Origin of the sequence: Salinicola halophilus (assembly GCF_003206155.1) — a bacterium.
Lineage (GTDB): Bacteria > Pseudomonadota > Gammaproteobacteria > Pseudomonadales > Halomonadaceae > Salinicola > Salinicola halophilus.
In genome coordinates, this window is sequence record NZ_PZJV01000006.1 from 184,176 (window position 1) to 204,406 (window position 20,231).

18 protein-coding genes and 1 other RNA gene are annotated in these 20,231 nt (G+C 68.3%); 10 read left to right on the plus strand and 9 right to left on the minus strand.

Going from position 1 to position 20,231, the window contains the following annotated elements; genetic code table 11:
• Positions 1-38 precede the first annotated feature (38 nt).
• The 3 genes from ubiH to DOM33_RS12760 all read right to left on the minus strand — a co-directional run bounded on the left by ubiH (position 39) and on the right by DOM33_RS12760 (position 3,372).
• A complete protein-coding gene (ubiH, locus tag DOM33_RS12750) occupies positions 39-1,265 on the minus strand; it encodes a 2-octaprenyl-6-methoxyphenyl hydroxylase (RefSeq protein ID WP_110669556.1) in 1,227 nt (408 codons plus the stop codon).
• A 71-nt stretch (positions 1,266-1,336) separates the two neighbouring features.
• On the minus strand, positions 1,337-2,704 hold the full coding sequence (gene pepP / locus DOM33_RS12755; protein WP_110669558.1) for a Xaa-Pro aminopeptidase: 1,368 nt from the start codon (positions 2,702-2,704) through the stop codon (positions 1,337-1,339).
• Between the two features lie 56 nt (positions 2,705-2,760).
• Entirely contained in the window at positions 2,761-3,372 is a 612-nt protein-coding gene (locus tag DOM33_RS12760; protein ID WP_110669560.1) for a UPF0149 family protein, read from the minus strand.
• A gap of 235 nt (positions 3,373-3,607) precedes the next feature.
• On the opposite strand from DOM33_RS12760, the gene DOM33_RS12765 reads away from it, so the two are divergent.
• The 3 genes from DOM33_RS12765 to DOM33_RS12775 all read left to right on the plus strand — a co-directional run bounded on the left by DOM33_RS12765 (position 3,608) and on the right by DOM33_RS12775 (position 4,850).
• Positions 3,608-3,916, plus strand: a complete 309-nt coding sequence (locus tag DOM33_RS12765; protein ID WP_110669562.1) for a cell division protein ZapA — start codon at positions 3,608-3,610, stop codon at positions 3,914-3,916.
• A gap of 78 nt (positions 3,917-3,994) precedes the next feature.
• A non-coding RNA gene (gene ssrS, locus DOM33_RS12770) (6S RNA) lies at positions 3,995-4,179 on the plus strand.
• Between the two features lie 95 nt (positions 4,180-4,274).
• Positions 4,275-4,850: a 5-formyltetrahydrofolate cyclo-ligase gene (locus DOM33_RS12775; RefSeq protein WP_239495382.1), complete on the plus strand. Its 576-nt coding sequence runs from the start codon at positions 4,275-4,277 to the stop codon at positions 4,848-4,850.
• Positions 4,851-5,331: 481 nt separating this feature from the next.
• Here DOM33_RS12775 and ilvA read toward each other — a convergent pair whose 3' ends face one another.
• Positions 5,332-6,849, minus strand: coding sequence for a threonine ammonia-lyase, biosynthetic (ilvA, locus tag DOM33_RS12780; RefSeq protein ID WP_110669566.1), 1,518 nt, complete (start codon positions 6,847-6,849; stop codon positions 5,332-5,334).
• 172 nt (positions 6,850-7,021) lie between these two features.
• Between ilvA and rpiA the strand changes: the two genes are divergently transcribed.
• From rpiA to DOM33_RS12795, 3 genes are all read left to right on the plus strand, one after another.
• Positions 7,022-7,693 carry a ribose-5-phosphate isomerase RpiA gene (gene rpiA / locus DOM33_RS12785; protein ID WP_110669568.1) on the plus strand — a complete coding sequence of 224 codons (672 nt, stop codon included), beginning with the start codon at positions 7,022-7,024 and terminating at the stop codon, positions 7,691-7,693.
• Positions 7,694-7,792: 99 nt separating this feature from the next.
• Complete coding sequence (locus DOM33_RS12790; RefSeq protein ID WP_110669570.1) at positions 7,793-8,233, plus strand: CBS domain-containing protein; 441 nt, start codon at positions 7,793-7,795, stop codon at positions 8,231-8,233.
• A gap of 79 nt (positions 8,234-8,312) precedes the next feature.
• On the plus strand, positions 8,313-8,735 hold the full coding sequence (locus DOM33_RS12795; RefSeq protein ID WP_110669572.1) for a GFA family protein: 423 nt from the start codon (positions 8,313-8,315) through the stop codon (positions 8,733-8,735).
• Between the two features lie 134 nt (positions 8,736-8,869).
• Here DOM33_RS12795 and DOM33_RS12800 read toward each other — a convergent pair whose 3' ends face one another.
• Positions 8,870-10,000 carry a 2-hydroxyacid dehydrogenase gene (locus DOM33_RS12800; protein WP_338053856.1) on the minus strand — a complete coding sequence of 377 codons (1,131 nt, stop codon included), beginning with the start codon at positions 9,998-10,000 and terminating at the stop codon, positions 8,870-8,872.
• Between the two features lie 71 nt (positions 10,001-10,071).
• Here DOM33_RS12800 and DOM33_RS12805 point away from each other — a divergent pair, with 71 nt between their 5' ends.
• Positions 10,072-10,998 (plus strand): histone deacetylase family protein, encoded by a 927-nt coding sequence (locus DOM33_RS12805; protein ID WP_239495359.1) that lies wholly within the window; start codon positions 10,072-10,074, stop codon positions 10,996-10,998.
• Here the strand turns inward: DOM33_RS12805 and waaA are convergent.
• The 3 genes from waaA to DOM33_RS12820 are packed head-to-tail and all read right to left on the minus strand — an operon-like array spanning position 10,988 to position 14,844.
• Positions 10,988-12,298, minus strand: coding sequence for a lipid IV(A) 3-deoxy-D-manno-octulosonic acid transferase (gene waaA / locus DOM33_RS12810; RefSeq protein WP_110669575.1), 1,311 nt, complete (start codon positions 12,296-12,298; stop codon positions 10,988-10,990). The genes DOM33_RS12805 and waaA overlap by 11 nt on opposite strands.
• 6 nt (positions 12,299-12,304) lie before the next feature.
• On the minus strand, positions 12,305-13,735 hold the full coding sequence (gene hldE / locus DOM33_RS12815; RefSeq protein WP_110669577.1) for a bifunctional D-glycero-beta-D-manno-heptose-7-phosphate kinase/D-glycero-beta-D-manno-heptose 1-phosphate adenylyltransferase HldE: 1,431 nt from the start codon (positions 13,733-13,735) through the stop codon (positions 12,305-12,307).
• Positions 13,732-14,844 (minus strand): glycosyltransferase family 9 protein, encoded by a 1,113-nt coding sequence (locus tag DOM33_RS12820; protein WP_110669579.1) that lies wholly within the window; start codon positions 14,842-14,844, stop codon positions 13,732-13,734. The genes hldE and DOM33_RS12820 overlap by 4 nt, the downstream gene beginning before the upstream one ends.
• A 133-nt stretch (positions 14,845-14,977) precedes the next feature.
• Here DOM33_RS12820 and DOM33_RS12825 point away from each other — a divergent pair, with 133 nt between their 5' ends.
• Complete coding sequence (locus tag DOM33_RS12825) at positions 14,978-16,222, plus strand: glycosyltransferase family 4 protein (RefSeq protein WP_110669581.1); 1,245 nt, start codon at positions 14,978-14,980, stop codon at positions 16,220-16,222.
• On the opposite strand, the gene DOM33_RS12830 is transcribed toward DOM33_RS12825, so the two are convergent.
• Positions 16,138-17,310, minus strand: coding sequence for a glycosyltransferase family 4 protein (locus DOM33_RS12830; protein ID WP_239495360.1), 1,173 nt, complete (start codon positions 17,308-17,310; stop codon positions 16,138-16,140). The two genes, DOM33_RS12825 and DOM33_RS12830, sit on opposite strands and share 85 nt — an antisense overlap.
• A 192-nt stretch (positions 17,311-17,502) precedes the next feature.
• Here DOM33_RS12830 and DOM33_RS12835 point away from each other — a divergent pair, with 192 nt between their 5' ends.
• On the plus strand, positions 17,503-18,219 hold the full coding sequence (locus tag DOM33_RS12835; protein ID WP_110669585.1) for a 3-deoxy-D-manno-octulosonic acid kinase: 717 nt from the start codon (positions 17,503-17,505) through the stop codon (positions 18,217-18,219).
• A gap of 66 nt (positions 18,220-18,285) precedes the next feature.
• The gene (locus DOM33_RS12840) at positions 18,286-20,124 is read left to right on the plus strand and encodes a DUF3413 domain-containing protein (protein WP_110669588.1); all 1,839 of its coding nucleotides are present in this window, start codon (positions 18,286-18,288) and stop codon (positions 20,122-20,124) included.
• Positions 20,125-20,231 lie beyond the last annotated feature (107 nt).

Consider the following 20,231-nt stretch of genomic DNA (forward strand, 5'->3'; position numbering starts at 1 on the left):
GGTTGTCATCGCTCGATCCCCATGGCGCGACGCGGCTCTCATCGTTCGATCCCCATGGCACGTCGTGCCAGGGTCCGCCGCAGTGGCCCCACGGCGTTGAGGCCGACGAGGCCGGCGGCACGCGCGTGCCCCATGACCGGGTGGTCGATTCCGAACAGCCGGATGAGGCCATCGCTGAAGCGCACGATCGCTCGTGTGTCCCGGGCGCGGCGCGCCTCGAACGCCGCCAGCATGGCGGCCGAGCCGATGACGTCGCCGGCGCTGTGGGCGGCGGCGATCTCCGCGGCCAGATCCATCACCCCGCGCAGCGCCAGATTGAAGCCCTGCCCGGCGACCGGATGCAGCGCGTGGGCGGCGTTACCCAGCACCGCCAGATGCGGACGCGCGGTCTCCCGCGCGGTCACCAGCGATAGCGGATAGGTATGGCGCTCGCCGACGCGGCGAAAGCGCCCGGCGCGGTCGCCGAAGGCGCGCTGCAGACGGGCGAGAAAATCGCCGTCACCGAGCGCCAGCGCCTCCCCCACTTCGTCCCTGTCGAAGGTCCAGACCAGTTCCATGCGCCCCTCACCGAGCGGCAGCAGCGCCATCGGGCCGTCGGCGGTGAAGCGCTCGAACGCCCAGCCGGCGTGATCCCGGCTCACTTCGACGTTGGCGATCAGCGCGGTCTGATCGTAGCTCTCGCGGTCGTCCTCGATCCCCAGCCTCGCCTTGAGACCGGAGCGACCGCCGTCGGCGAGCACCGTCAGCCCCGCCGTCAGGGCGCTGCCGTCGTCGAGAGTGAGGCGGTAGCCATCGGCTTCGGGTGTCAGCTGCTCGACGCTCGCCGGGCAGCGCCAGTCGATCGGCAGCGCCTCCAGCCGGCGATGGAGCACCTGGCCCATCCAGGCGTTGGGGACGACGTAGCCCAGCGCCTCGACGCCGAGTTCCTCGGCGTGCAGCCGCGACGCCCCGAGGCGGCCGCGCTCGCTGACGTGGATGTGGCGGATCGGCGAGGCCTCGCTCGCCATGCAGGCCTCATCGTTGACCCACAGGCCGAGGCGCTCGAAGTGTCGCCGCGACCCGTAAGCGATGGCGCTGGCGCGGGCGTCGAAGCTCGGCTGATAGACACGCTCGCTGACCGCGGGCAGCGCGCGCGGCTCGATGATCGCGACGCGCAGCCCCTGCTCGGCGGCAAGCTCGCCCAGGGCGCAGGCAAGGCTCGCACCGACCAGGCCGCCGCCGATGATGGCGACGTCGACCCGGTCGGCGGGGCGGGAATCATCCATGGACTTGCCTCCTGTTGATGGGCGCGATGGGCGCGGTCTCCGCTGACCACGACGGCGGCGAGCGCCATCGCTCAGACGTCGTCGCCACGCATCAGGGCTTCGATCTCGTCGGCGCGCTTGGGCACGTCACCGGTCAACACCTCGAAACCCTCGGCGGTGACCACCACGTCGTCCTCGATGCGGATGCCGATACCGCGATACGCCGCGGGGATGTCGTCGGCATCCGGCACGTAGAGGCCGGGCTCGACGGTGACCACCATACCCGGCTCGAGCGCCCGGGGCTCGCCGTCGACGCGGTAGCTGCCGACATCGTGAACGTCGAGGCCCAGCCAGTGCGACGTCGAGTGCAGATAGAAGCGCCGATACGCCTGGGAGTCGATATTGGCGTCGAGCTCGCCCTCGAGCAGGCCAAGTTCGATCAGCCCGGCGGTGAGATCGCGCACCACGCCCTGGTGAATCGCGTCCAGCGTCACCCCCGGCGCCACCGCGGCAACGGCGCGCTCCTCGGCGGCGAGCACGACGTCGTAGAGCGCGCGCTGGGCCGCGGTGAAGCGCCCGTTGACCGGGAACGTACGGGTGATGTCGCCGGCATAGAGCGCGTACTCGGCGCCGGCGTCGATCAGCACCAGGGTGTCGTCGGCGAGCTCGGCGGCGTTCTCCACGTAGTGAAGCACACAGGCGTTGGCGCCGCCGCCGACGATGGTGCCGTAGGCGGGCGCGCGGGCGCCGTGCCAGACGAATTCGTGCTCGATCTCCGCCTGCAGCTGGTACTCGAAGCGCCCGGGGCGGCTCATGCGCATGGCCCGACGGTGCGCCGCGGCGCTGATCCGGCAGGCGTGACGCATCAGCGCAAGCTCCCCCTCGCTCTTGGTCAGGCGCAGCTCGTGAAGCACGGCGCTGACGTCACCGAAGTGCTCGGGGGCGATCGCCCCGCGGCGCGCCCTGGCGCTCAGGCTCTGGCGCACGTTCTCGGCGAGCGCCATGGCCGAGGCATCGGCCAGCGGCAGGTAGAGCGAGCGGCGGCCGTCCAGCAGATCGTTCAGCCGCGAACGCTCGGCGTTGTCGAAGGCTTCGTCGACGCCGTAGTCGCGCACCGCGCCCTCGGGGCCGATACGAATGCCGGTCCAGGCCTCCTTGAGCGGGTCCTTCTCCTGACAGAACAGTACGGCCTCGCCCGCTTCCCGACCGGGTAGCAGCACCAGCAGCGCGTCCGGCTCGGGAAAGCCGCAGAGATAGTGGAAGTCGCTATCCTGGCGAAAGGCGTACTCGCTGTCCCGGTTGCGCGTCTTGAGGCCGGCGCCGGGCACGATCACTGCAGCATTCTCGGGCAGTTCGGCCATCAGCCGCTCGCGGCGGGCGGCGTACTCGTCGAGCGCGATCGGCGCCGGGCGCGCATCAAGGGTATCGAGCGCGGTACGCTCGGGATGTTCGGCTGGCATCGGGTATCTCCTGGCAATCGGGTCAGGGGCGTCGGGCGCCCCGTCGGCGGTGCGACTCAGTGGGTCGTCGGCGGCGTTTCACCGTTGGCCGCACCGGCGCTCTCTTCGTCGACCTGCTCGACCTGCGGATCACCGGGGTGCTGCTCGGTGTAGAGCAGCATCGCCGCCATGCGCGCGTGTTCGGTGAGTGCGAAGAGATCGTTCTCGTTCTCCGGGTCGTCGGCGATGTCGACCTCGATGGTCTTCAACGGACCGAGATCCTCGAGCGCTTCGCGAAGCGGCGCCGACCAGTTATCAAACGTCTCGCCGTCGGTCTCGTTGACCACCTCGGTGAAGCCCTGAACCCAGTCGCGCAGCCCCTGGGCGCGCTCGGCGAGCGAGAAGAGCTCGTCCGGCAGCAGCGGCTCGTAGTTGAGCTCGGCGGCGCCGAGTGCGTCCAGCGTCTGGCGGCGCCAGCCGAGCAGAACGTCGGCATCGTCGCGGTTGTCGGGCTGATCGACGTTGAGCGCCAGACTCACCTCTTCCAGCCAGCGCTCGGCGGTGAGATCGGCAAGCGCGAGTTCGGCGCAGAGCCGGCCGTCGAAGAAGGCGGGCGATTGCAGACTGCCGTGGGCGAGAAAGACGTTGGCGACGGTGGCGAAATCGAGCTGTTCGTTGATGATCGACATGAACAATATCCGTGGGGAGAGCCGCGCGACAGCGGTCGACGACGCCTGAGCGCAGGCGTCGCCGGGGCGATTCGGCGCCGCGTTGACCGCCATGGGGCGGCTCTCTATAGTGGCTGACCAACCGGCCGCGACCGATCAGTCGAGTGTGAGCGCCCGATCGAGTACGACGCGAATACCCGCCATTTTAGCGCATCGGAATCTCACGCCCACCCCGACGCCCATCCCGGAGCGAACCATGAGCGACACGTCTCGCCCCACTACCGAAGTGACCCTGCTCGGCAAACCCTACGTGATCGCCTGTCCGCCGGAAGAGCAGGAGCAGCTGAAGCGCTCGGCGCGCTATCTCGACCGCGCCATGCACGGCATTCACTCCCGCGGCAAGGTGCTCGGCGCCGAAAAGATCGCGATCATGGCCGCGCTCAACATCACCCATGAGCTGCTCGGCGCACTCGATGCCAATCGCGCCGGCGAGCAGAGCCTCAACGATCTCGGCGAGCGCCTGGAGCGGGCGCTTGCCGACATCAAGACGCCGGACGCTTCCTAGGCGTCGCTGACGCGCGTCGGCCTCCGTCGCGAATCGATTGCGGATTGGGCATCCGGGCCGGCTCTGCTAGGATGGTGTCGTTCCCTGGGGTGTTCGCCAGTCGTTACAAGTCCCTCGAGCCTATGCGCAGTACCCAGGGGGCCAAATGCTAGACAGGCCCGTGTGCATGTCCGCGCGTCGGAAAGCCTGAAGGCCTGTCTGCGGCCACCCACCTTGAACCAGTAGGTTCAGGGCCAGAATGACAGCGGCACTCTGGGGAACTCTCTTGTCTTCATCGTCATTCGAGACCGCCTCGACCGCCGCCTCTCCCGCTAGCGGATGCGACGCACTCTCCAGTCTCGAACACGACCGGCGCTCCCTGCGCCGTGAGCTGCGCCGGCGCCGGCGCCGACTCTCCTCTCGCGAGCGACGACTCGCCTCTCAAGCGCTCTGCCGTCGTCTCAAGCGACTTCCCGAACTCCAGCGCGGCCAACGCGTGGCGCTCTATCTGCCCAATGACGGCGAGATCGACCCTCGTCCGCTCATGGCGTGGCTACGCGCTCGCGGCGCGCGCGTCTATCTGCCGGTACTGAGACCGCTGGTCGAGAATCGCCTCTGGTTCGTGCGCTACGACGCGACGACCCGCATGACGACGAATCGCTTCGGCATTCACGAGCCGGATACCCGCTTCGGCGCCGCGCGCGCCAATCGGCTGCCTGCCTGGGCGCTGGATACGGTACTGCTGCCGCTGGTCGGCTTCGACGACGCCGGCAACCGAATGGGCATGGGCGGCGGCTTCTACGACCGCACCTTCGCCTTTGCGCGTCATCGTCGGCCGGCTCCGGTGCTGATCGGCCTGGCGCACGACTGCCAGCGCGTCGATACCCTGCCGGTGGCGCGTTGGGACGTCCCGCTCGACGCTATCGCCAGCGACGCCCGCCTGGTCAGACCCTGAGCCGAAGCGCTGGACGATTTGGCGTTGCCAGAAGCCTAAAACGACGAAGGCCGGCCGCGTCATGGCGCGGCCGGCCTTCCTGTATCTGTGCTTGCCGAATCGTCGTCTGAAACGCGTCAGGCGCCGAGCAGCGTCTGCGCATACCCCGTGGCGACGACGCCTATGCCGAAAATCAGTACCAGTGCCATCACCAGATCGGGTTTGCGTTTCATCTCGACTCCACGGCGTTTGCTTGGCCGCTACCCCCCGCAGCGACGGGCACGACTATAGGGTGAGGTGAAAACCTTGACAAGCGAGAAGTTCACATCTTGCCCAGCTTTTTTCGTAACCAAACGATAACGCAGTTTACGCAAAAAGGGGGAATCGAAATGGACTCCCCGCACCAGGAAATTCAGCCGTCGAGAGAAGGCCGCCCCGTACGCCGAAATCCTCCGGACTCGGGACTCGGGACTCGGGACTCGGCGATGAGGCGGTGACGGGCTCACGCCATGAACAGGCGATAGGCGACGTTGTCGGTCTCTTTCCAGTAGCGGTAGCCGATGCGATCGAAATGCTCTTCGGCGTGGGCACGATCGCCGTTGGGCATCTGTAGCCCGACGAGTACGCGGCCGTAGGCGGCGCCGTGGTTGCGGTAGTGGAACAGCGAGATGTTCCAGTCCGCCGGCAGGTGGGTGAGAAAGTTCATCAGCGCGCCGGGGCGCTCAGGGAACTCGAAGCGATAGACCTCCTCCTGGAACTCCTCTCGCGGTCGACCGCCGCCGAGGTGGCGGATGTGCAGCTTGGCCAGCTCGTTGTCGGTGAGATCCTCGACCGGATAATCCGCCTCGCGCAGCCGACGGATCACCTCGGCGCGATCCTCGCCGCCGGGTTTGACCTGGACGCCGACGTAGATGTGCGCGTGACCGGGATCGGCGTAGCGGTAGCTGAACTCGGTGACCATGCGTCGGCCGAGCGCATGGCAGAACTGCTTGAAGCTACCCGGCCGCTCCGGAATCTGCACCGAGAGGATCGCCTCGCGCTGTTCGCCGAGTTCGGTGCGCTCGGCGATGTGCTGGAGACGGTCGAAGTTGATGTTGGCGCCGGTATTGATGCACAGCAGCGTCTGATCCTTCGCCCCGGTCTGCTGGACGTACTTCTTGAGCCCGGCCAGCGACAGCGCGCCGGAGGTCTCGGAGACAGCGCGGGTATCATCGAAGGTGTCCTTCACCGCGGCGCACATCTCGTCGGTGTTGACGGTGATTACGCCGTCGACGTTGTCGCGCAGGATCGTGAACGGCGCCTCGCCGATCTGCGCCACCGCCACCCCTTCGGCAAAGACCCCGACCTGATCGAGGGTGACCCGCTCGCCGGCCGCCAGCGCCGCCTTGAGACAGGCCGAATCCTCCGCCTCGACGCCGTAGACCTTCACCTCCGGACGCAGATACTTCACATAGGCGGCGATACCCGCCAGGAGACCGCCGCCGCCCACCGGCACGAATACGGCATCCAGCGGCCCGGACTGCTGGCGCAGGAATTCCATCGCCACCGTGCCCTGGCCGGCGATGACGTCGAAGTCGTCGTAGGGCGGAATGTAGGTGTAGCCGTGCTCACTGATGAGCTCGCGGGCGTGGGCGAGCGCCTCGCTGAAGGCGTCACCCTTGAGCACGACCTTGGCGCCCCAGCCGCGCACCGCGGCCACCTTGATCTCCGGGGTCACCCGCGGCATCACGATGACCGCCTTCACCCCCAGCTGACGCGCCGCCATGGCGAGCCCCTGGGCATGGTTACCCGCCGAGGCCGCGATCACGCCCTTGGCCTTCTGCTCGGCGTCGAGCTGCGCCATCTTGTTGTAGGCGCCGCGAATCTTGAACGAGAACACCGGCTGGAGATCCTCGCGCTTGATCAGAATGCGATTGTCGAAACGCCTCGAGAGGGAAGGTGCCGGTGAAATGGGCGTCTCGCGGGCCGCCTCGTAGACGCGGGCCTGGAGGATCTTCTTGACGAGGTCTTCGAGCTGCATTCGGATGTCCTGACGAAAAACGGGCCGGAGTCGGGGTCTCAGGGATGACGACTGGGACTTGAGAGGACCGGTATTGTTAGCAGACCCTCGCCCCGAGCGTCCAGCGCCATCGGCAGCGCGCATCGCTTGCCTTATACTGGCCGCCTCCCTCCCCTAGCCCGCCAGAGCCGACATGACCCAGGACGATCTCAAACGCGCCGTTGCCGCCGCCGCCCTCGAAGACATCGACAGCCTGCTGACCGCGGACGCCGTGATCGGCGTCGGTACCGGCTCGACGGCGAATCAGTTCATCGATCTGCTCGCCGCGCGTCGACATGACTTCCGCGGCGCCGTGGCGAGCTCGGAAGCCACCGCCGAGCGCCTGAAGTCCCACGGCATCGACGTGCTCGAGCTCAATCACGTGGGCACGGTGCCGGTCTACGTCGACGGCGCCGACGAGATCGACGAGCAGCTGCGCATGATCAAGGGCGGCGGTGCGGCGCTGACCCGCGAGAAGATCGTCGCCGCCTGCGCCGAGCGCGTCATCTGCATCGCCGATGCCAGCAAGTACGTCAAGACCCTCGGCGGCTTCCCGCTGCCGGTCGAGGTGATCCCCATGGCACGCTCGTTCGTGGCCCGCGAGATGGTCAAGCTCGGCATCACGCCGGTCTATCGCGAGGGCGTGCTCACCGACAACGGCAACCGGATTCTCGACGGCTTCGACAAGCTCTTCGACGCGCCGGAGACGATGGAGGCCCAGCTCGACGCCATCGTCGGCGTGGTCACCAACGGGCTGTTCGCCAAGCGACCGGCGGACGTGCTGCTGCTCGGTGAGCGCCACGGCGTGAAGCGGCTCACCCGCTAGGTTCGCCGTTCGCGGTCAACTTCTCTTTTGCGGCGCCGATAGAGTCTGGCAAAGCCGGCGTCCCGTCGGCGCCTCGGTCGACCTCGAAGGAGTAGCCGCATGTCCGCTTCCCGCCCCACCACCGTCGCGGAGATCATGACCCGCGACGTCGTCACACTGCGTCGGGAACAGACGCTGCACGACGGCAACGAGCTGATGCGCGAGCATCGCGTGCGCCACCTGCCGGTCGTCGACGACGACGGCCGCCTGGTCGGACTGCTCGATCAGAAGGTGGTACTGCGTGAAGCGATGCGCATCGCCGGCGAATTCGGCACGCAATCGCTCAATCACCATCTCGAACGGGTCGCACTGTCGAGCCTGATCAGCGGCGACTGCCCTCGTGTCGAAGCGGACTCGCCGCTGGCCGATGCCGGTCGCTGTCTGCTGACGCAGCGCCTGGGCGCGCTTCCCGTCGTGGAAGGCGAGCGCCTAGTCGGCATCGTGTCGTCGGTGGACTTCGTGCGGCTGGCCGTGGAGGGGCTTGCCGCGCCGCAGAACTGAAGCGGCGAGCGACGAGGCGTGAGCCGACGTGAAAGGAGAGCTACGCTGTGAGGCGGAACTTCACGTCAAGGAGATCGACATGAGCCAGACCTACGCGCTGAGCTGCGACTGCGGCAAGGTCACCCTGACCGCCCGCGGCGAACCCGAACTCTCGCTCTACTGCCACTGTCCGAGCTGTCGCGACCTCTACTCGGTGGACATCGCCTCGCTGACCGCCTGGTCGGACGACAACATCGAGCTGCCGGACGAATCCCAACTCTTCGTGCACAAGATGGCGGACCGGGAGATGACCCGTTACGGCTGCGCCGAATGCGGCATGACGCTCTTCGGCCGCCACAAGCCGGGTATGCCGGTGGTCCCGCACGGCGTCTTCCGCAAGGCCAACGGCGGCCACCTGCCCGAGGCGCTCGCGCCGACGATGCACCTCTTCTACGGCGACCGAGTGATCGACGTCGACGATTCGCTGCAGAAGTCCCAGGGCGGCGAGCTGGTCGGCCTCTGATCGCCCGACGACGACTCGCTTCCGGCTCCTCTCGCTTTCCGCCGCTCTCACTTTCGGCCCCTCTCGCGCCCGCGTTCGATTCGCGGGCGCCTTGCGTTCGAGACGCGGGTCAAAGGCTCGGCGGTTTCAGAGGATCAGAGAGCGTTGGGGGAGGCGTCGCCAGCCTCGAACGCCGTGAGATTGGCACAGGTCACCGCGGCGATCTCGCTGAGCGCCTCCGCGGTGAAGAATCCCTGGTGTCCCGTGATCAGCACGTTGGGGAAACTCGACAGCCGCGCGAAGACGTCGTCGGTGATGATCTCGGCGGAGTGGTCGTGGAAGAAGAGTTCGCTCTCCTGCTCGTAGACGTCGATCGCCAGCGCCCCGAGCTTTCGCGACTTGAGCGCTTCGATCACTGCCGGAGTGTCGATCAGCGCCCCGCGGGAGGTGTTGACCAGCATGGCGCCGGATTTCATCTTCGCAAGCGACGTCTCGTCGATCAGGTGATGTGTCTGCTCGGTGAGCGGGCAGTGCAGGCTGACGATGTCGGCGCGGGCCAGCAGCGTGTCGAGAGGCACGATCTCGCCATAGTCGGCGAAGGCGTCGGCGGGATAGGGATCGTAGCCGATCACCTCGCAGCCGAGCCCTTTCAGGATGCGTGCCATGCAGAGGCCGATGCGCCCGGTCCCCACGACGCCGGCGGTCTTGCCGTGGAGGGTGACGCCGAGCAGACCGTCGAGGGCGAAGTTGCCCTCGCGCACGCGGTTGAACGCCCGATGGGTCTTGCGATTGAGCGTCATGATCATCGCCAGCGCGTGCTCGGCGACCGCCTCCGGCGAGTACGCCGGCACCCGGGCGACGAAGAGTCCCAGCCGACGCGCAGCGTCGAGATCGACGTTGTTGAACCCGGCGCAGCGAAGTGCCACGGCGCGCACGCCGAGCCCGGCGAGCGCTTCGAGCGTCTCGGCATCGAGGCGGTCGTTGACGAACACACAGACCGCGTCGCTGCCCTCCGCCAGGGTCGCGCTCTGCGCGTCCAGCCGCGCCTCCTGATAGACGAAGTGAAGGTCGGCGTCGGCGAAATGGGCCTGGCGGACCTCCTCGAAGAAACGGCGGTCGTAGGGCTGGGCGCTGAAGAGTGTGATCTGCATGATGGGGTCGCTCTCGGTGTCGCTCTCGGTGTCGCTCTCGAAGTCGCTCTGGGCGAAACAGACCAGAACGCCGGACACGTTCAGCGTAGCGATTTCCCCCTCTCGAACCAGCGGCCCGATGTCGCCGGCGCTCATTTGCCGCACTGTCGGCGGCCGTTACCGCACGGCCGGCGCCATCGCGCCACCGATTAAAGGAAGACTCCGCGTTGCTGCCCCTCGTTCATCATCCCGGTTACAGCATCGACTGGCCCGAGCGCCACCCGTTTCCGATGGCCAAGTTCGGCGTGCTGCGCCGTCATCTCGCCGCGCTCGGCTTCGACGCTCGCGACGACGTGGAATGGATCACGCCCGCGCCCGCCTCGAGCGAGGCGCTGCTGCGCGCCCACACCGCCGACTATCTGCAGCGCTTCGCCCTCGGCGAGATCACGACCGCGCGGCGCTCGCCGAGCGGCTTCCCCTGGTCGCCGGCGCTGGTCGAGCGCACGCTGCTGGAGGTCGGCGGCACGCTCGCCGCCGTCGAGGCCGCATTGGCTCGTGGCCTCGCGCTCAACACCGCCGGCGGTACCCATCACGCCTACGCCGACCGCGCCAGCGGCTACTGTCTGCTCAACGATCTGGCGGTGGCGGCGCGGCATCTGCTGGTCGAGCACGGCCTGACGCGGGTGCTGATCGTCGACTGCGACGTGCATCAGGGCGACGGCACGGCATGGCTCTTTCGCCACGAGCCGCGGGTCACCACGCTGTCGATCCACGGCGAGGCCAACTTCCCTTTCGACAAGCGGGAAAGCGACCGGGACGTCGCGCTACCTCGCGGCACCGACGATGCGACCTATCTGGACACGCTCGCCGTCGAACTCGAGCGCGCCCTCGAGCGCGTGCAGCCGCAGTTCGTGCTCTTCGACGCCGGCGCCGACGTGCACGCCGGCGACCGCCTGGGCCATTTCGATCTCACCACCCAAGGCCTCTACCGCCGCGACCGTCACGTGCTCGGCCAGTGTCTGGCCCGCGGCATCCCCGTGGCCGGGGTAATCGGCGGCGGCTACGATCGTGACCTCGAGGTGCTCGCCGAGCGTCACGCCCAGCTCTTTCTCGCCGCACTCGCCCTTCGCAGTGAAGACTCGCTCACCGGCTAACCGGCGACGGGAGAAGGAAGGCGATCCGCTCGCGCGTGACGGCCAGGGCGCCGCGATTGGCTTCGACCACGCCCCGCCCCGCCTCGCCCAGCCGATGCCGGCGGGCGTCGTCCTCGAACAGCGCGATCAATGCACGTCCCAGGGCGTCGGCGTTCGCCACCTCGAGCCGGGCGTCGTTCGCCGCCAGGGCATCGGCGATCTCGCGCAGGTTGTCGAGATGCGGCCCGCTGAGCACCGGTACGCCGAGGGCGGCGGGCTCGAGCAGGTTGTGCCCGCCGATGGGCACCAGCGAGCCGCCGACGAAGGCGATATCCGCCGCGCCGTAGAGCGTGGTGAGCTCGCCCATGGTGTCGCCGAGCAGCACCGTGGTGCCGACGGTGATCTCGTGACTTTCGTCGCGATACGCCTCGCCTCGACGCATCTCGCTTCGGCGGACGACGGCTTCGCCGGACGCCTGGCAGAGCGCGGCCACCTCGTCGAAGCGTTGGGGATGGCGCGGCACCAGAATCAGCAGTGCCTCAGGGAAACGCGCCTTGAGCGCGGCGTGAGCGGCGAGAATCTGCGCGTCCTCGCCGGGCTGGGTGGAGCCGGCGATCCACACCGGCCGCGCGCCCCAGCGACGACGTAAGCGCTCACTATTCCGTTTTGCCTCGTCACTGACGGCGAGATCGAACTTGAGCGCCCCGGTCATCGTCACCGCCTCGGCGGGGGTGCCGAGGGCGATGAAGCGCTCGGCATCACTCGGCGACTTGGCGCCGACCCAGGCGACGTCGGCGAGCATACCGGCAGTGAGCGGGCGAAACCGCTGGTAGAGCGAGAAGGCGCCGTCGCTCAGCCGGGCGTTGACGATGGCGACGGGGACGCCGCGCTGCCGGCAGGCGGCCAGCAGATTGGGCCAGAGCTCGGTTTCGGCGATGACCGCCAGCGCCGGCGCCAGACGTGTCACGAAGCGTCGCGTGGCGCCAGGGAAGTCGAGTGGCAGGAAGTAGTGACGTACCCGCTCGCCGAAGCGCTCGCGCACCCGCTCGGCGCCGGTGGCGGTCATCGTGGTGATCACCAGCCGATGGTCAGGATGATCGGCGAGCAGCGCCTCGATCAGCGACGTGGCGGTGGCGACCTCGCCCAGTGAAGCGGCGTGGAGCCAGAGGCAGGGGCGCGGATCGTCCGCCTCGGCGATCAGCCCCAGCCGTTCGCGCCGGGGGTTAGTGGGCGCCCACTCCCGCCACACCCGCCGCCATATCAGGGGTGAAAGCAGAAAGAGCAGCAGCGTGTAGAGCGCGCGTGCCAGACCCGGGGGCATCGTCGCTCAGCGCTCGCGGTCGAGGATGGTGTCGATCATCGTGGTGGTGGAGACCCCATCCTCGAAGCCGAGCACCTTCACCTCGCCGCCGTTGGCGATGACCGCCTCGCCGCCGGCGATCTCCTCCGGTCGGTAGTCGCCGCCCTTGACCAGCAGATCCGGTAGCACCGCCTCGATCAGCCGCTGCGGCGTCTCTTCACCGAAGGGCACCACCCAGTCCACCGCGGCAAGTCCGGCGAGCACCTGCGCGCGTCGGGCCAGCGTGTTGATCGGCCGCTTCGGCCCCTTGAGGCGCGCCACCGAGGCGTCGTCGTTGACCGCGACGATCAGCCGATCGCCGAGGGCACGGGCCTGTTCGAGATAGGCGACGTGGCCGGCGTGGAGGATGTCGAAGCAGCCGTTGGTCATCACCACCTTCTCGCCCCGCGCCTGCGCGGCCCGCACCGCCTCGGCCAGGGCCGACTCGCGGATCACGCCGAACTCGGCGAGCCGGTCGCCGTGGAGCGCGGTGTAGAGCTCGGCCACCGAGAGCACCGCGGTGCCGGGCTTGGCGACCACGAGGCCAGCGGCCAGATTGGCGAGCACCACGGCTTCGTCGAAGTCGTGACCGGCGGCGAGCGCCAGCCCCAGCACGCCGATCACGGTGTCGCCGGCGCCGGTGACGTCGAACACCTCGCGGGCGTGGGTCGGCAGATGCAGCGGCGCATGATCGGCGCGAATCAGCGTCATGCCGCGCTCGCTGCGGGTCACCAGCAGCGCGTCGAGCTCGAGCCGTGCGCGCAGCGCCTCGCCCTTCGTCGCCAGCTCGTCGTCGTTGGCGCAGGGGCCGACCACCGCCTCGAACTCGGCGAGATTGGGGGTGATCAGGCTGGCGCCGTGGTAGCGCGTGAAGTCGCTGCCCTTGGGATCGACCAGCACCCGCTTGCCGGCGCGGCGCGCCTGGACGATCAGCGTCTCGACCCGGTTGAGGCTGCCCTTGCCGTAGTCGGAGAGGATCACCACGTCGACGTCGGCCAGCTGGCGCTCCACCTCCTCGAGCATCGGCGTGGTGTCCACGTTCCAGAGCGGCGCTTCGAAGTCGAGGCGGATCAGCTGCTGGTTGCGGCTCATCACTCGCAGCTTGGTGATCGTCGGCACTTCCGGGGCGTGCTGAAGGTGAGCGCTCACTTCGGCCTGGGCCAAGGCGACGGCCAGACGCTCGGCGTTGTCGTCGTCGCCGACTACGCCGGCGAGTCCCACGTGGCCACCGAGGGAGGCGATGTTGAGCGCGACGTTGGCCGCCCCGCCCGGGCGGTCGTCGGCGTCTTCCACCTTGACCACCGGCACCGGCGCCTCCGGCGAGATGCGCGAGGTGCCGCCGTGCCAGTAGCGGTCGAGCATGACATCGCCCACCACCAGTACGCGCGCATTCTCCAGCTGCGAGAGATCGACCTTCATGATTCGGGCTCCATCGAGGGGGGTTCGGGCGTGTCGGCGGCGCTCGCCGTCGCCGCCAGCAGCGCATCGAGATGACCGACGACGTCGTCGAGAGTGATCAGCGACATGGCATCGCTGTGGCGCACTCGCGTGCCCCAGGTCACGCTCTCCGGCGGCTTCTGCAGATAGTGCGCCACCGCGTCGGGGTAGCGATCGACGACGTGCTCCCGCCAGCAGTAGGGCGCGGCGCGAGAGGGGTTGGTGGTGGCGTACAGACCCAGCGTCGGCGTGGCCAGCGCGTTGGCCATGTGTACCGGTCCGGAGTCGGGAGCGATCACCGCCCGGGCCCGGTCGAGCAGCGCCAGCAGCCCCTTCAGCGAGGTGCGACCGATGGCATCGTTGATCTCGATCTCGGCCGGGCAGAGCCGCCGGATCTGCTCGCCCATCTCCCGCTCCTGGGGGCTGCCGCCGCCGCTCATCACCGTTTTCAGGCCGTGGCGATGCCAGGCGTGCTCGATGACCGCGGCATAACCCTCGGCGGACCAGTTGCGAAAGTTGCGCAGCCGCGGGTTGGCGCACGGGCTGATCACCAGATACGCAGCGTCGCCGGTGAGCCGGCGCGCCTCGGCGTAGGCGGCTTCGGGGATCGGCAGCGACCACTCCAGGCGGGTGTCCTCGACGCCCAGCGCGCGAGCGAAGTCCATGAAGGATTCGAGCACGTGGGCCCGGGGGTGCGGCGCCAGCTGGCGCTGGGTGAACCAGTGCTGCCAATCCTTGGCGCGGGCCTTGTCGTAGCCGATGCGCACGCCGCACTTGAGCCCCAGCGACAGGACGCTGGCGCGAATCGCCTGCTGCATGTGCAGCAGCACGTCGAAGCGCGTGTCGGCGAGCTCCCGCCACAGCGCGCGCATGCCTTTCACGCCGGTGGCCTTGTCGTAGACCTTGAACTCGACCCCGGAGAGCCCTTCGAGCAGCGCCGCCTCCGTCTTGCCCACGATCCAGGTGATGCGGGCCTCCGGCCACTGGCGCTGCAGCGCCCGCACAGTCGGCACCAGATTGCAGACATCGCCCAGCGCCGAGAGGCGCAGGATAGCGATGTGGCGGGGGTGCTCGGGCAGGGGGTGCTTCATGGCGTGACCGGTTCTCGACGGATGAAACGCGCATTCTAACCGATGTTGCCGGTGCGGGCCGAAGACGGCACGCGCCGGGCGCCACGCCCGCGTATCATGGGGCATCTACGACATTGCAGGAACTTCGACCGTCATGACTTCGCCCTTGGCGCGGGAGCTCGACTCGCCGCGTATCGCGCACCTCGTCAGCCTGAAGAATCTGGGCGGCGTGGAGCGCTTCTTCTCACGCTTTTTCGACCGCGACGCTCGTCGCCACGACAGCCACGTGCTGCTGCAGACCGACGGCATTCATCCCTATCTACAGCCGTACTTTCGCGACCTCGAAGCGCAGGTGCACCGCATCAAGGGGCCGGGGCGCTACAAGCTGCCGGCCTTCGCCGGGCTGCGGCGCGCCCATCAGCGGCGCCTTTTCGAGCGTCTGGACCCGCAGGCGCTGCTGATCTGGAACAAGATCGCCAACCACTCGCTCGCCCGGCCGGCGAACCTGCCGGTCTATCACTTCGAACGCGGCAGCGCCTGGCTCGCCGAGGATCGCCCGAAGACTCGCCGCTACGTCGCCGAACTCGCCGGGACGCTGGGCATCTCGCGGGCCGCGCACCGCGTTCTGCAGATCAAGTGGGGCCTCGACCCGGCGCTGCCGACGATGACGCTCAACAACGCCATCGATCTGCCCGAGCGCGCCTCGACGCATCCCGAGGGCCGGTTTCGGCTCGGCTTTGCCGGCCGCCTGGTGGGGCTCAAGGCACCGATGATCGCGCTGGAGGCGCTGCGCATCCTCAAGTCGCGCGTCCCCCACGCCGAGCTCTGGATCGCCGGCGACGGGCCGCTGGCGCCGGTGCTCGAGCGCTGGACGCATCAGTGGGGGCTCGAGCAGAGCGTACGCTTCTGCGGCGCGGTGGCGGACATGTCCGGCTTCTACGCCGAGCTCGACGCCTTTGTGTGTCCGTCGTGGCGCGAGCCCTTCGGCAATGTGGTACAGGAGGCGGTCGCCCATGGCGTGCCCACGGTCGTGGGTAACGTCGACGGCATGCCGGAGTCGATTCTGGGGGTCGGGCACGGGGCGATCCTCGAACCTCGGCGCCCGCGGGAGACGCTGGCGCGCTACGATCCGCGCTGCGTGCAGGGCCCGCGGGAGGTCTACTCGCCGCGGGTCGACGACATGGTCGATGCCAGGGTTCTCGATCCCGAAGAGATCGCCGCCACGCTCGAGACGTGGGCGAATTCACCGAAGCAGCGTCGCGCCATGGGCGAGCGGGCGCGTCAGCGGGTGGCGACGGACTTCACCCTCGATGGCTACGTCGAGTCGCTGGCCGGGTTTTTCGCCGGGCAGCTGCCGCCGACGAGCGCGGCGAAGGAAGCTTCGAGCCTCTGCGTCTGACGTGCGTAGGAGTAGGGGCTCACCAACCGGGAGAGCGTCTGACCCAAGGCTTCGCCCTCGCCGCTGTCGATCAGGGCCTCGATACGCGCGACGAAGCCCTCGGTATCGTGGCTATCGATGATCAGGTCGGCGTGGTCGGCTTCGAGCAGCTCGGCGGCGCCGGTGGTCCGCGAGAGCAGCACCGGCGTGGCACAGGCCATCGCCTCCAGCGAGACCCGCCCGAACTCCTCGATGTGCGCCGGCAGCACGAAGAGCTCGAGCGCACCGTAGAGCGTCTCGACGTCGCCGACCGTGGTGCGCCAGAGAAAGCGCTCGGCGATGCCGGCCTGCGCTGCCTGGCGCTGATAGGGGGAGGCGTCGTCCTTGCCCACGACCAGAAAACGGTAGTGCCCCGGTCGCCGCGCCTCCAGCGCGGCGGCCATCTCGACGAAGCCGGCGACGTTGCGCTTGGGGAAATTCCCCGAGGTGACCAGGCCGATCAGCGCCGTGCCGGGCGCGACGCCGAGCTCGCGACGGCGAGCGTCACGCCCCTCGCGAGCCCTGTCGGAGGTGAAGATCCGTGGGTCGTAGCCGGGGTAGCTGATCTCGATCTTCGCCGGATCGATGGCGTAGCGGTCGCGAAGTTCCTCGGCCATCAGGCGCGAGTTGACCGCTACCTGGCGGAACCGGCCGCCGCCCAGCACACGGTCGTGAATCGCCGCAACCTCGTGGCCCGCCGGCAGCTCGCGGCCTTGGATCAGCCGGCTGGCGAGGTGTACGCAGTTGTGCATGTAGACCGTATCCGGCGTCTCGACGTCGCCGTGGCTCACCAGCAGCGCGGGTTCGTGACGGCGACACCAGGCCTGCACGCGGCGATTGAACCAGAAGCGTCGGCCCGGCCCCTTGAAGGGCCAGCGCCAAAGCCGGATCAGCCGCGCGCCGGCGGCCTCCGCCAGCTCGCGCCGGCCACGCTCGGCGAGGATCACCACCCGGTAGCCCAGCGCCTCGAGGGCGCTTGCCTGCTCGAAGGCGTTGCGACTGGCGCCGGTGCTCTTCTCCACCTGGCGAATGGCGATCACCGCCAGCGGCGCTTGGGAATCGACGGTCACGGGGCTTCCTTTGTGATTCGAGATGAACGGGGGTGTGGACGAACGGTGGCGCGCACGAACAGGGATGCGCATGAACAGGGGTGCGCATGAACTTGAATGCGAGCCAACGGTGATTCGACACGACGCCCCCGCCCGACGGCGCGAGCGCGGTTACAATGCTAGCGCACGCACCGACCCAGGCGAGACTCGAGCATGTCGCTGACGATCTACCGCAGCCACCGCACGCACATCTTATACGATCCCGAGCGCCTCGCTCAGCCCGACGATCCGGCGCTTCCCCCGCCCGGGCCCGCCTGGCTGGAGCCAACGGCGTGGCGCGAGCGCGGCCTCGTCACTGGCTCGGCGCCGGGGCGCGGCGAGAGCCTGTTTCTCGACGTCGCCGGGCAGCAGTGGGTGGTGCGCCCCTATCGGCGCGGTGGCATGGCGGCCAAGGTGAGCCGGGCGCGCTACGTCTGGCCGGGGTTCGAGCGCACCCGCGCCTTTCGCGAACTGCGCCTGACGCACACGCTTCACGAGCAGGGGCTACCAGTACCGGTGCCGGTCGCCGCCCTGGTGACTCGCGGCGGGGCGACCTATCGCGGTGCGCTCATCACCGTTCGCCTGCCGCAAACGCAGGCGCTGGAAACGCGACTCGGGACAGCCTCCCCGGCGCTGCTCGTCGAAGTCGGCAGGACGATACGTCGCTTTCACGACGCGGGGCTCGATCACGTCGATCTCAATGCACGCAACGTGCTCGTTTCAGACACCGATAAGGTTTGGCTGATAGATTTCGACCGCTGTCGGCTACGCACCGATGGCCCCTGGCGCGAGCGCAACCTGGCCCGCTTCAAGCGCTCGCTCGAACGCTTCGCGCCCGACCAGGCAGAAACGTTCTACCGCTCCCTCCTCGACGGTTATCGCAACACCTAGGTCGACGCGCCGCTTTGACGGATGAGCTGCTCGTCGATCGACTCTCGACAAGGCAACTTCCTCCGCATGCAAGACACCGTGATGCGCCGCTGGCGCGCGACTCTCGTTTTTTCTCTGTTCCAGCTTCCGCTCGTCTGGCTGATCGCTCTGCGCTATACGCCCTACCTGTCGCTACCCGATGACACGCTGGGCATTGCCTACCTGATTCTGACCTGGATCGGCCATTTCGGCCTGCTGGTGCTGCTCGGCTGGCTGCCGCTGGCACTGCTGGCGCTCTTGCTCAAGGCGCGCTGGCTGTGGCTGCCGGCGACGCTCATCGCCGCGCTCGGGCTCTGCGCGCTGCTGCTCGACACGGTGGTCTACGCCCAGTACCGCTTCCACGTGAACTACTTCATGGTGTCGCTGTTTCTCAACGATACCAACGGCGAGATATTCGCCTTCAACCGCTCCACCTGGCTGGTCGTCGCCGCCGCTGTGCTCGGCGCTCTGCTACTCGAGGGGTGGCTGGCGCGACGACTCATCGTGAAGGGTCGCGGGCGGCGCTTTCCGGTCGGCATCCCTTGCCTGATGATCTGGGTGACGCTGCTCGGCAGCCACGCGCTGCACGTCGTCGCCGATGCGCGCTACGTTCGCAGCGTGACCCAGCAGGTCGGCATCTATCCGCTGCTGTTCCCCGCCACCGCCAAGGACTTCATGGAGTCCCACGGCTGGCTCGACCCGCGGGCCGCCCGGGCGGCCCGCGCCGATATCGGCGCCGAGACGCCGGAAAACCTCGACTGGCCCCAGCATCCGCTCACCTGCGGCAAGAGCGACCCGCCCAACGTGCTCGTGGTGATGATCGACTCCTGGCGTCACGACGAGTACGGCCCCGAGAACACGCCCAATCTCTACGCCGCGCTGAACGACGACGGTCGCCACTATCTCGACCACTACAGCGGCGGCAACGCCACGCGCAACGGCGTGCTGAGCTTCTTCTACGGGCTGACGGGCAACTACTACGCCTATCTCGAAGACACCCAGACGCCGCCCCTGCTGGTCACCGAGCTTCAGGATCAGGGCTACGCGCTGGGGATCTTCAAGTCCGCGAGTCTGAACGGCGTGGGGCTGGATCGGACGGTGTTCTCGTCGGTGGACTCGCCGCGGATGATGACGCCGGGCGATTCGCCCGCCGCGCGTGACCGACGGCTGACCCAGGACTGGTTCGACTGGCTCTCGACACAGGAGGGTGACGACGACGCCCCCTGGTTCGGCTGGCTCTTCTACGACGCGCCCCACGGTTACGACGTGCCCGCAGGCGAACCGACGCCCTACCAGCCCGAGCGCGGCATGGACTACCTGCAGCGAGGCCCGGAGACCGACCCCACACCCTATGCCAACCGCCACCGCAACGCCGTGCACTACGACGACGAGCTGCTCGGCCGGGTCATCGACGATCTCAAGGCCAAGGACGAATGGCGAGACACGATCGTGGTGGTCACCAGCGATCACGGCCAGTCGTTCAACGACTTCGGCAAGAACTACTGGGGACACAACGGCCATTTCGCCTCGCCGCAGACCCGGGTGCCGATGATCGTCGCCGGCCCCGGCGTCGCGCCCGGGCGCGTCGAGGGCACCACCAGCCATCTCGATGTCGCACCGATGCTGATGCGCCACGCGCTCGGCTGCACCAACCCGCTCGACGACTACGCCATGGGTGAAGATCTCCTCGAGCCGGAGATCGACCATCCCTGGGTGCAGGCGTCGAGCTACATCGACTACGGCATCATCGAGCCGAACCGCATTACGGTGGTCGACGGTACCGGCCAGTGGAAGATCGTCGATCGCAAGCTCGACCCCATCCCGGACGCCGAATTCTCGCCGGCCGTGTTCCAGGCGATGGAGTGGTTCCAGCGTTACTATCACTGACAACGCCCCCGTGATACCGCGCCCATGACACCGACGGGGCCACGAGGCACCTCCGAAAAGCGGGTGGCGACGCGTACAATGGGCCGGCGCGTTTGCGCCCGCCCCCA

Excerpts from the sequence above, each read along its gene's own strand:
- ubiH (WP_110669556.1), bottom strand. The coding sequence starts at position 1,265 with ATGGATGATTCCCGCCCCGCCGACCGGGTCGACGTCGCCATCATCGGC.
- pepP (WP_110669558.1), bottom strand. The coding sequence starts at position 2,704 with ATGCCAGCCGAACATCCCGAGCGTACCGCGCTCGATACCCTTGATGCG.
- DOM33_RS12760 (WP_110669560.1), bottom strand. The coding sequence starts at position 3,372 with ATGTCGATCATCAACGAACAGCTCGATTTCGCCACCGTCGCCAACGTC.
- DOM33_RS12765 (WP_110669562.1), top strand. The coding sequence starts at position 3,608 with ATGAGCGACACGTCTCGCCCCACTACCGAAGTGACCCTGCTCGGCAAA.
- ilvA (WP_110669566.1), bottom strand. The coding sequence starts at position 6,849 with ATGCAGCTCGAAGACCTCGTCAAGAAGATCCTCCAGGCCCGCGTCTAC.
- rpiA (WP_110669568.1), top strand. The coding sequence starts at position 7,022 with ATGACCCAGGACGATCTCAAACGCGCCGTTGCCGCCGCCGCCCTCGAA.
- DOM33_RS12790 (WP_110669570.1), top strand. The coding sequence starts at position 7,793 with ATGTCCGCTTCCCGCCCCACCACCGTCGCGGAGATCATGACCCGCGAC.
- DOM33_RS12795 (WP_110669572.1), top strand. The coding sequence starts at position 8,313 with ATGAGCCAGACCTACGCGCTGAGCTGCGACTGCGGCAAGGTCACCCTG.
- DOM33_RS12800 (WP_338053856.1), bottom strand. The coding sequence starts at position 10,000 with ATGAGCGCCGGCGACATCGGGCCGCTGGTTCGAGAGGGGGAAATCGCT.
- waaA (WP_110669575.1), bottom strand. The coding sequence starts at position 12,298 with ATGCCCCCGGGTCTGGCACGCGCGCTCTACACGCTGCTGCTCTTTCTG.
- hldE (WP_110669577.1), bottom strand. The coding sequence starts at position 13,735 with ATGAAGGTCGATCTCTCGCAGCTGGAGAATGCGCGCGTACTGGTGGTG.
- DOM33_RS12820 (WP_110669579.1), bottom strand. The coding sequence starts at position 14,844 with ATGAAGCACCCCCTGCCCGAGCACCCCCGCCACATCGCTATCCTGCGC.
- DOM33_RS12825 (WP_110669581.1), top strand. The coding sequence starts at position 14,978 with ATGACTTCGCCCTTGGCGCGGGAGCTCGACTCGCCGCGTATCGCGCAC.
- DOM33_RS12835 (WP_110669585.1), top strand. The coding sequence starts at position 17,503 with ATGTCGCTGACGATCTACCGCAGCCACCGCACGCACATCTTATACGAT.
- DOM33_RS12840 (WP_110669588.1), top strand. The coding sequence starts at position 18,286 with ATGCAAGACACCGTGATGCGCCGCTGGCGCGCGACTCTCGTTTTTTCT.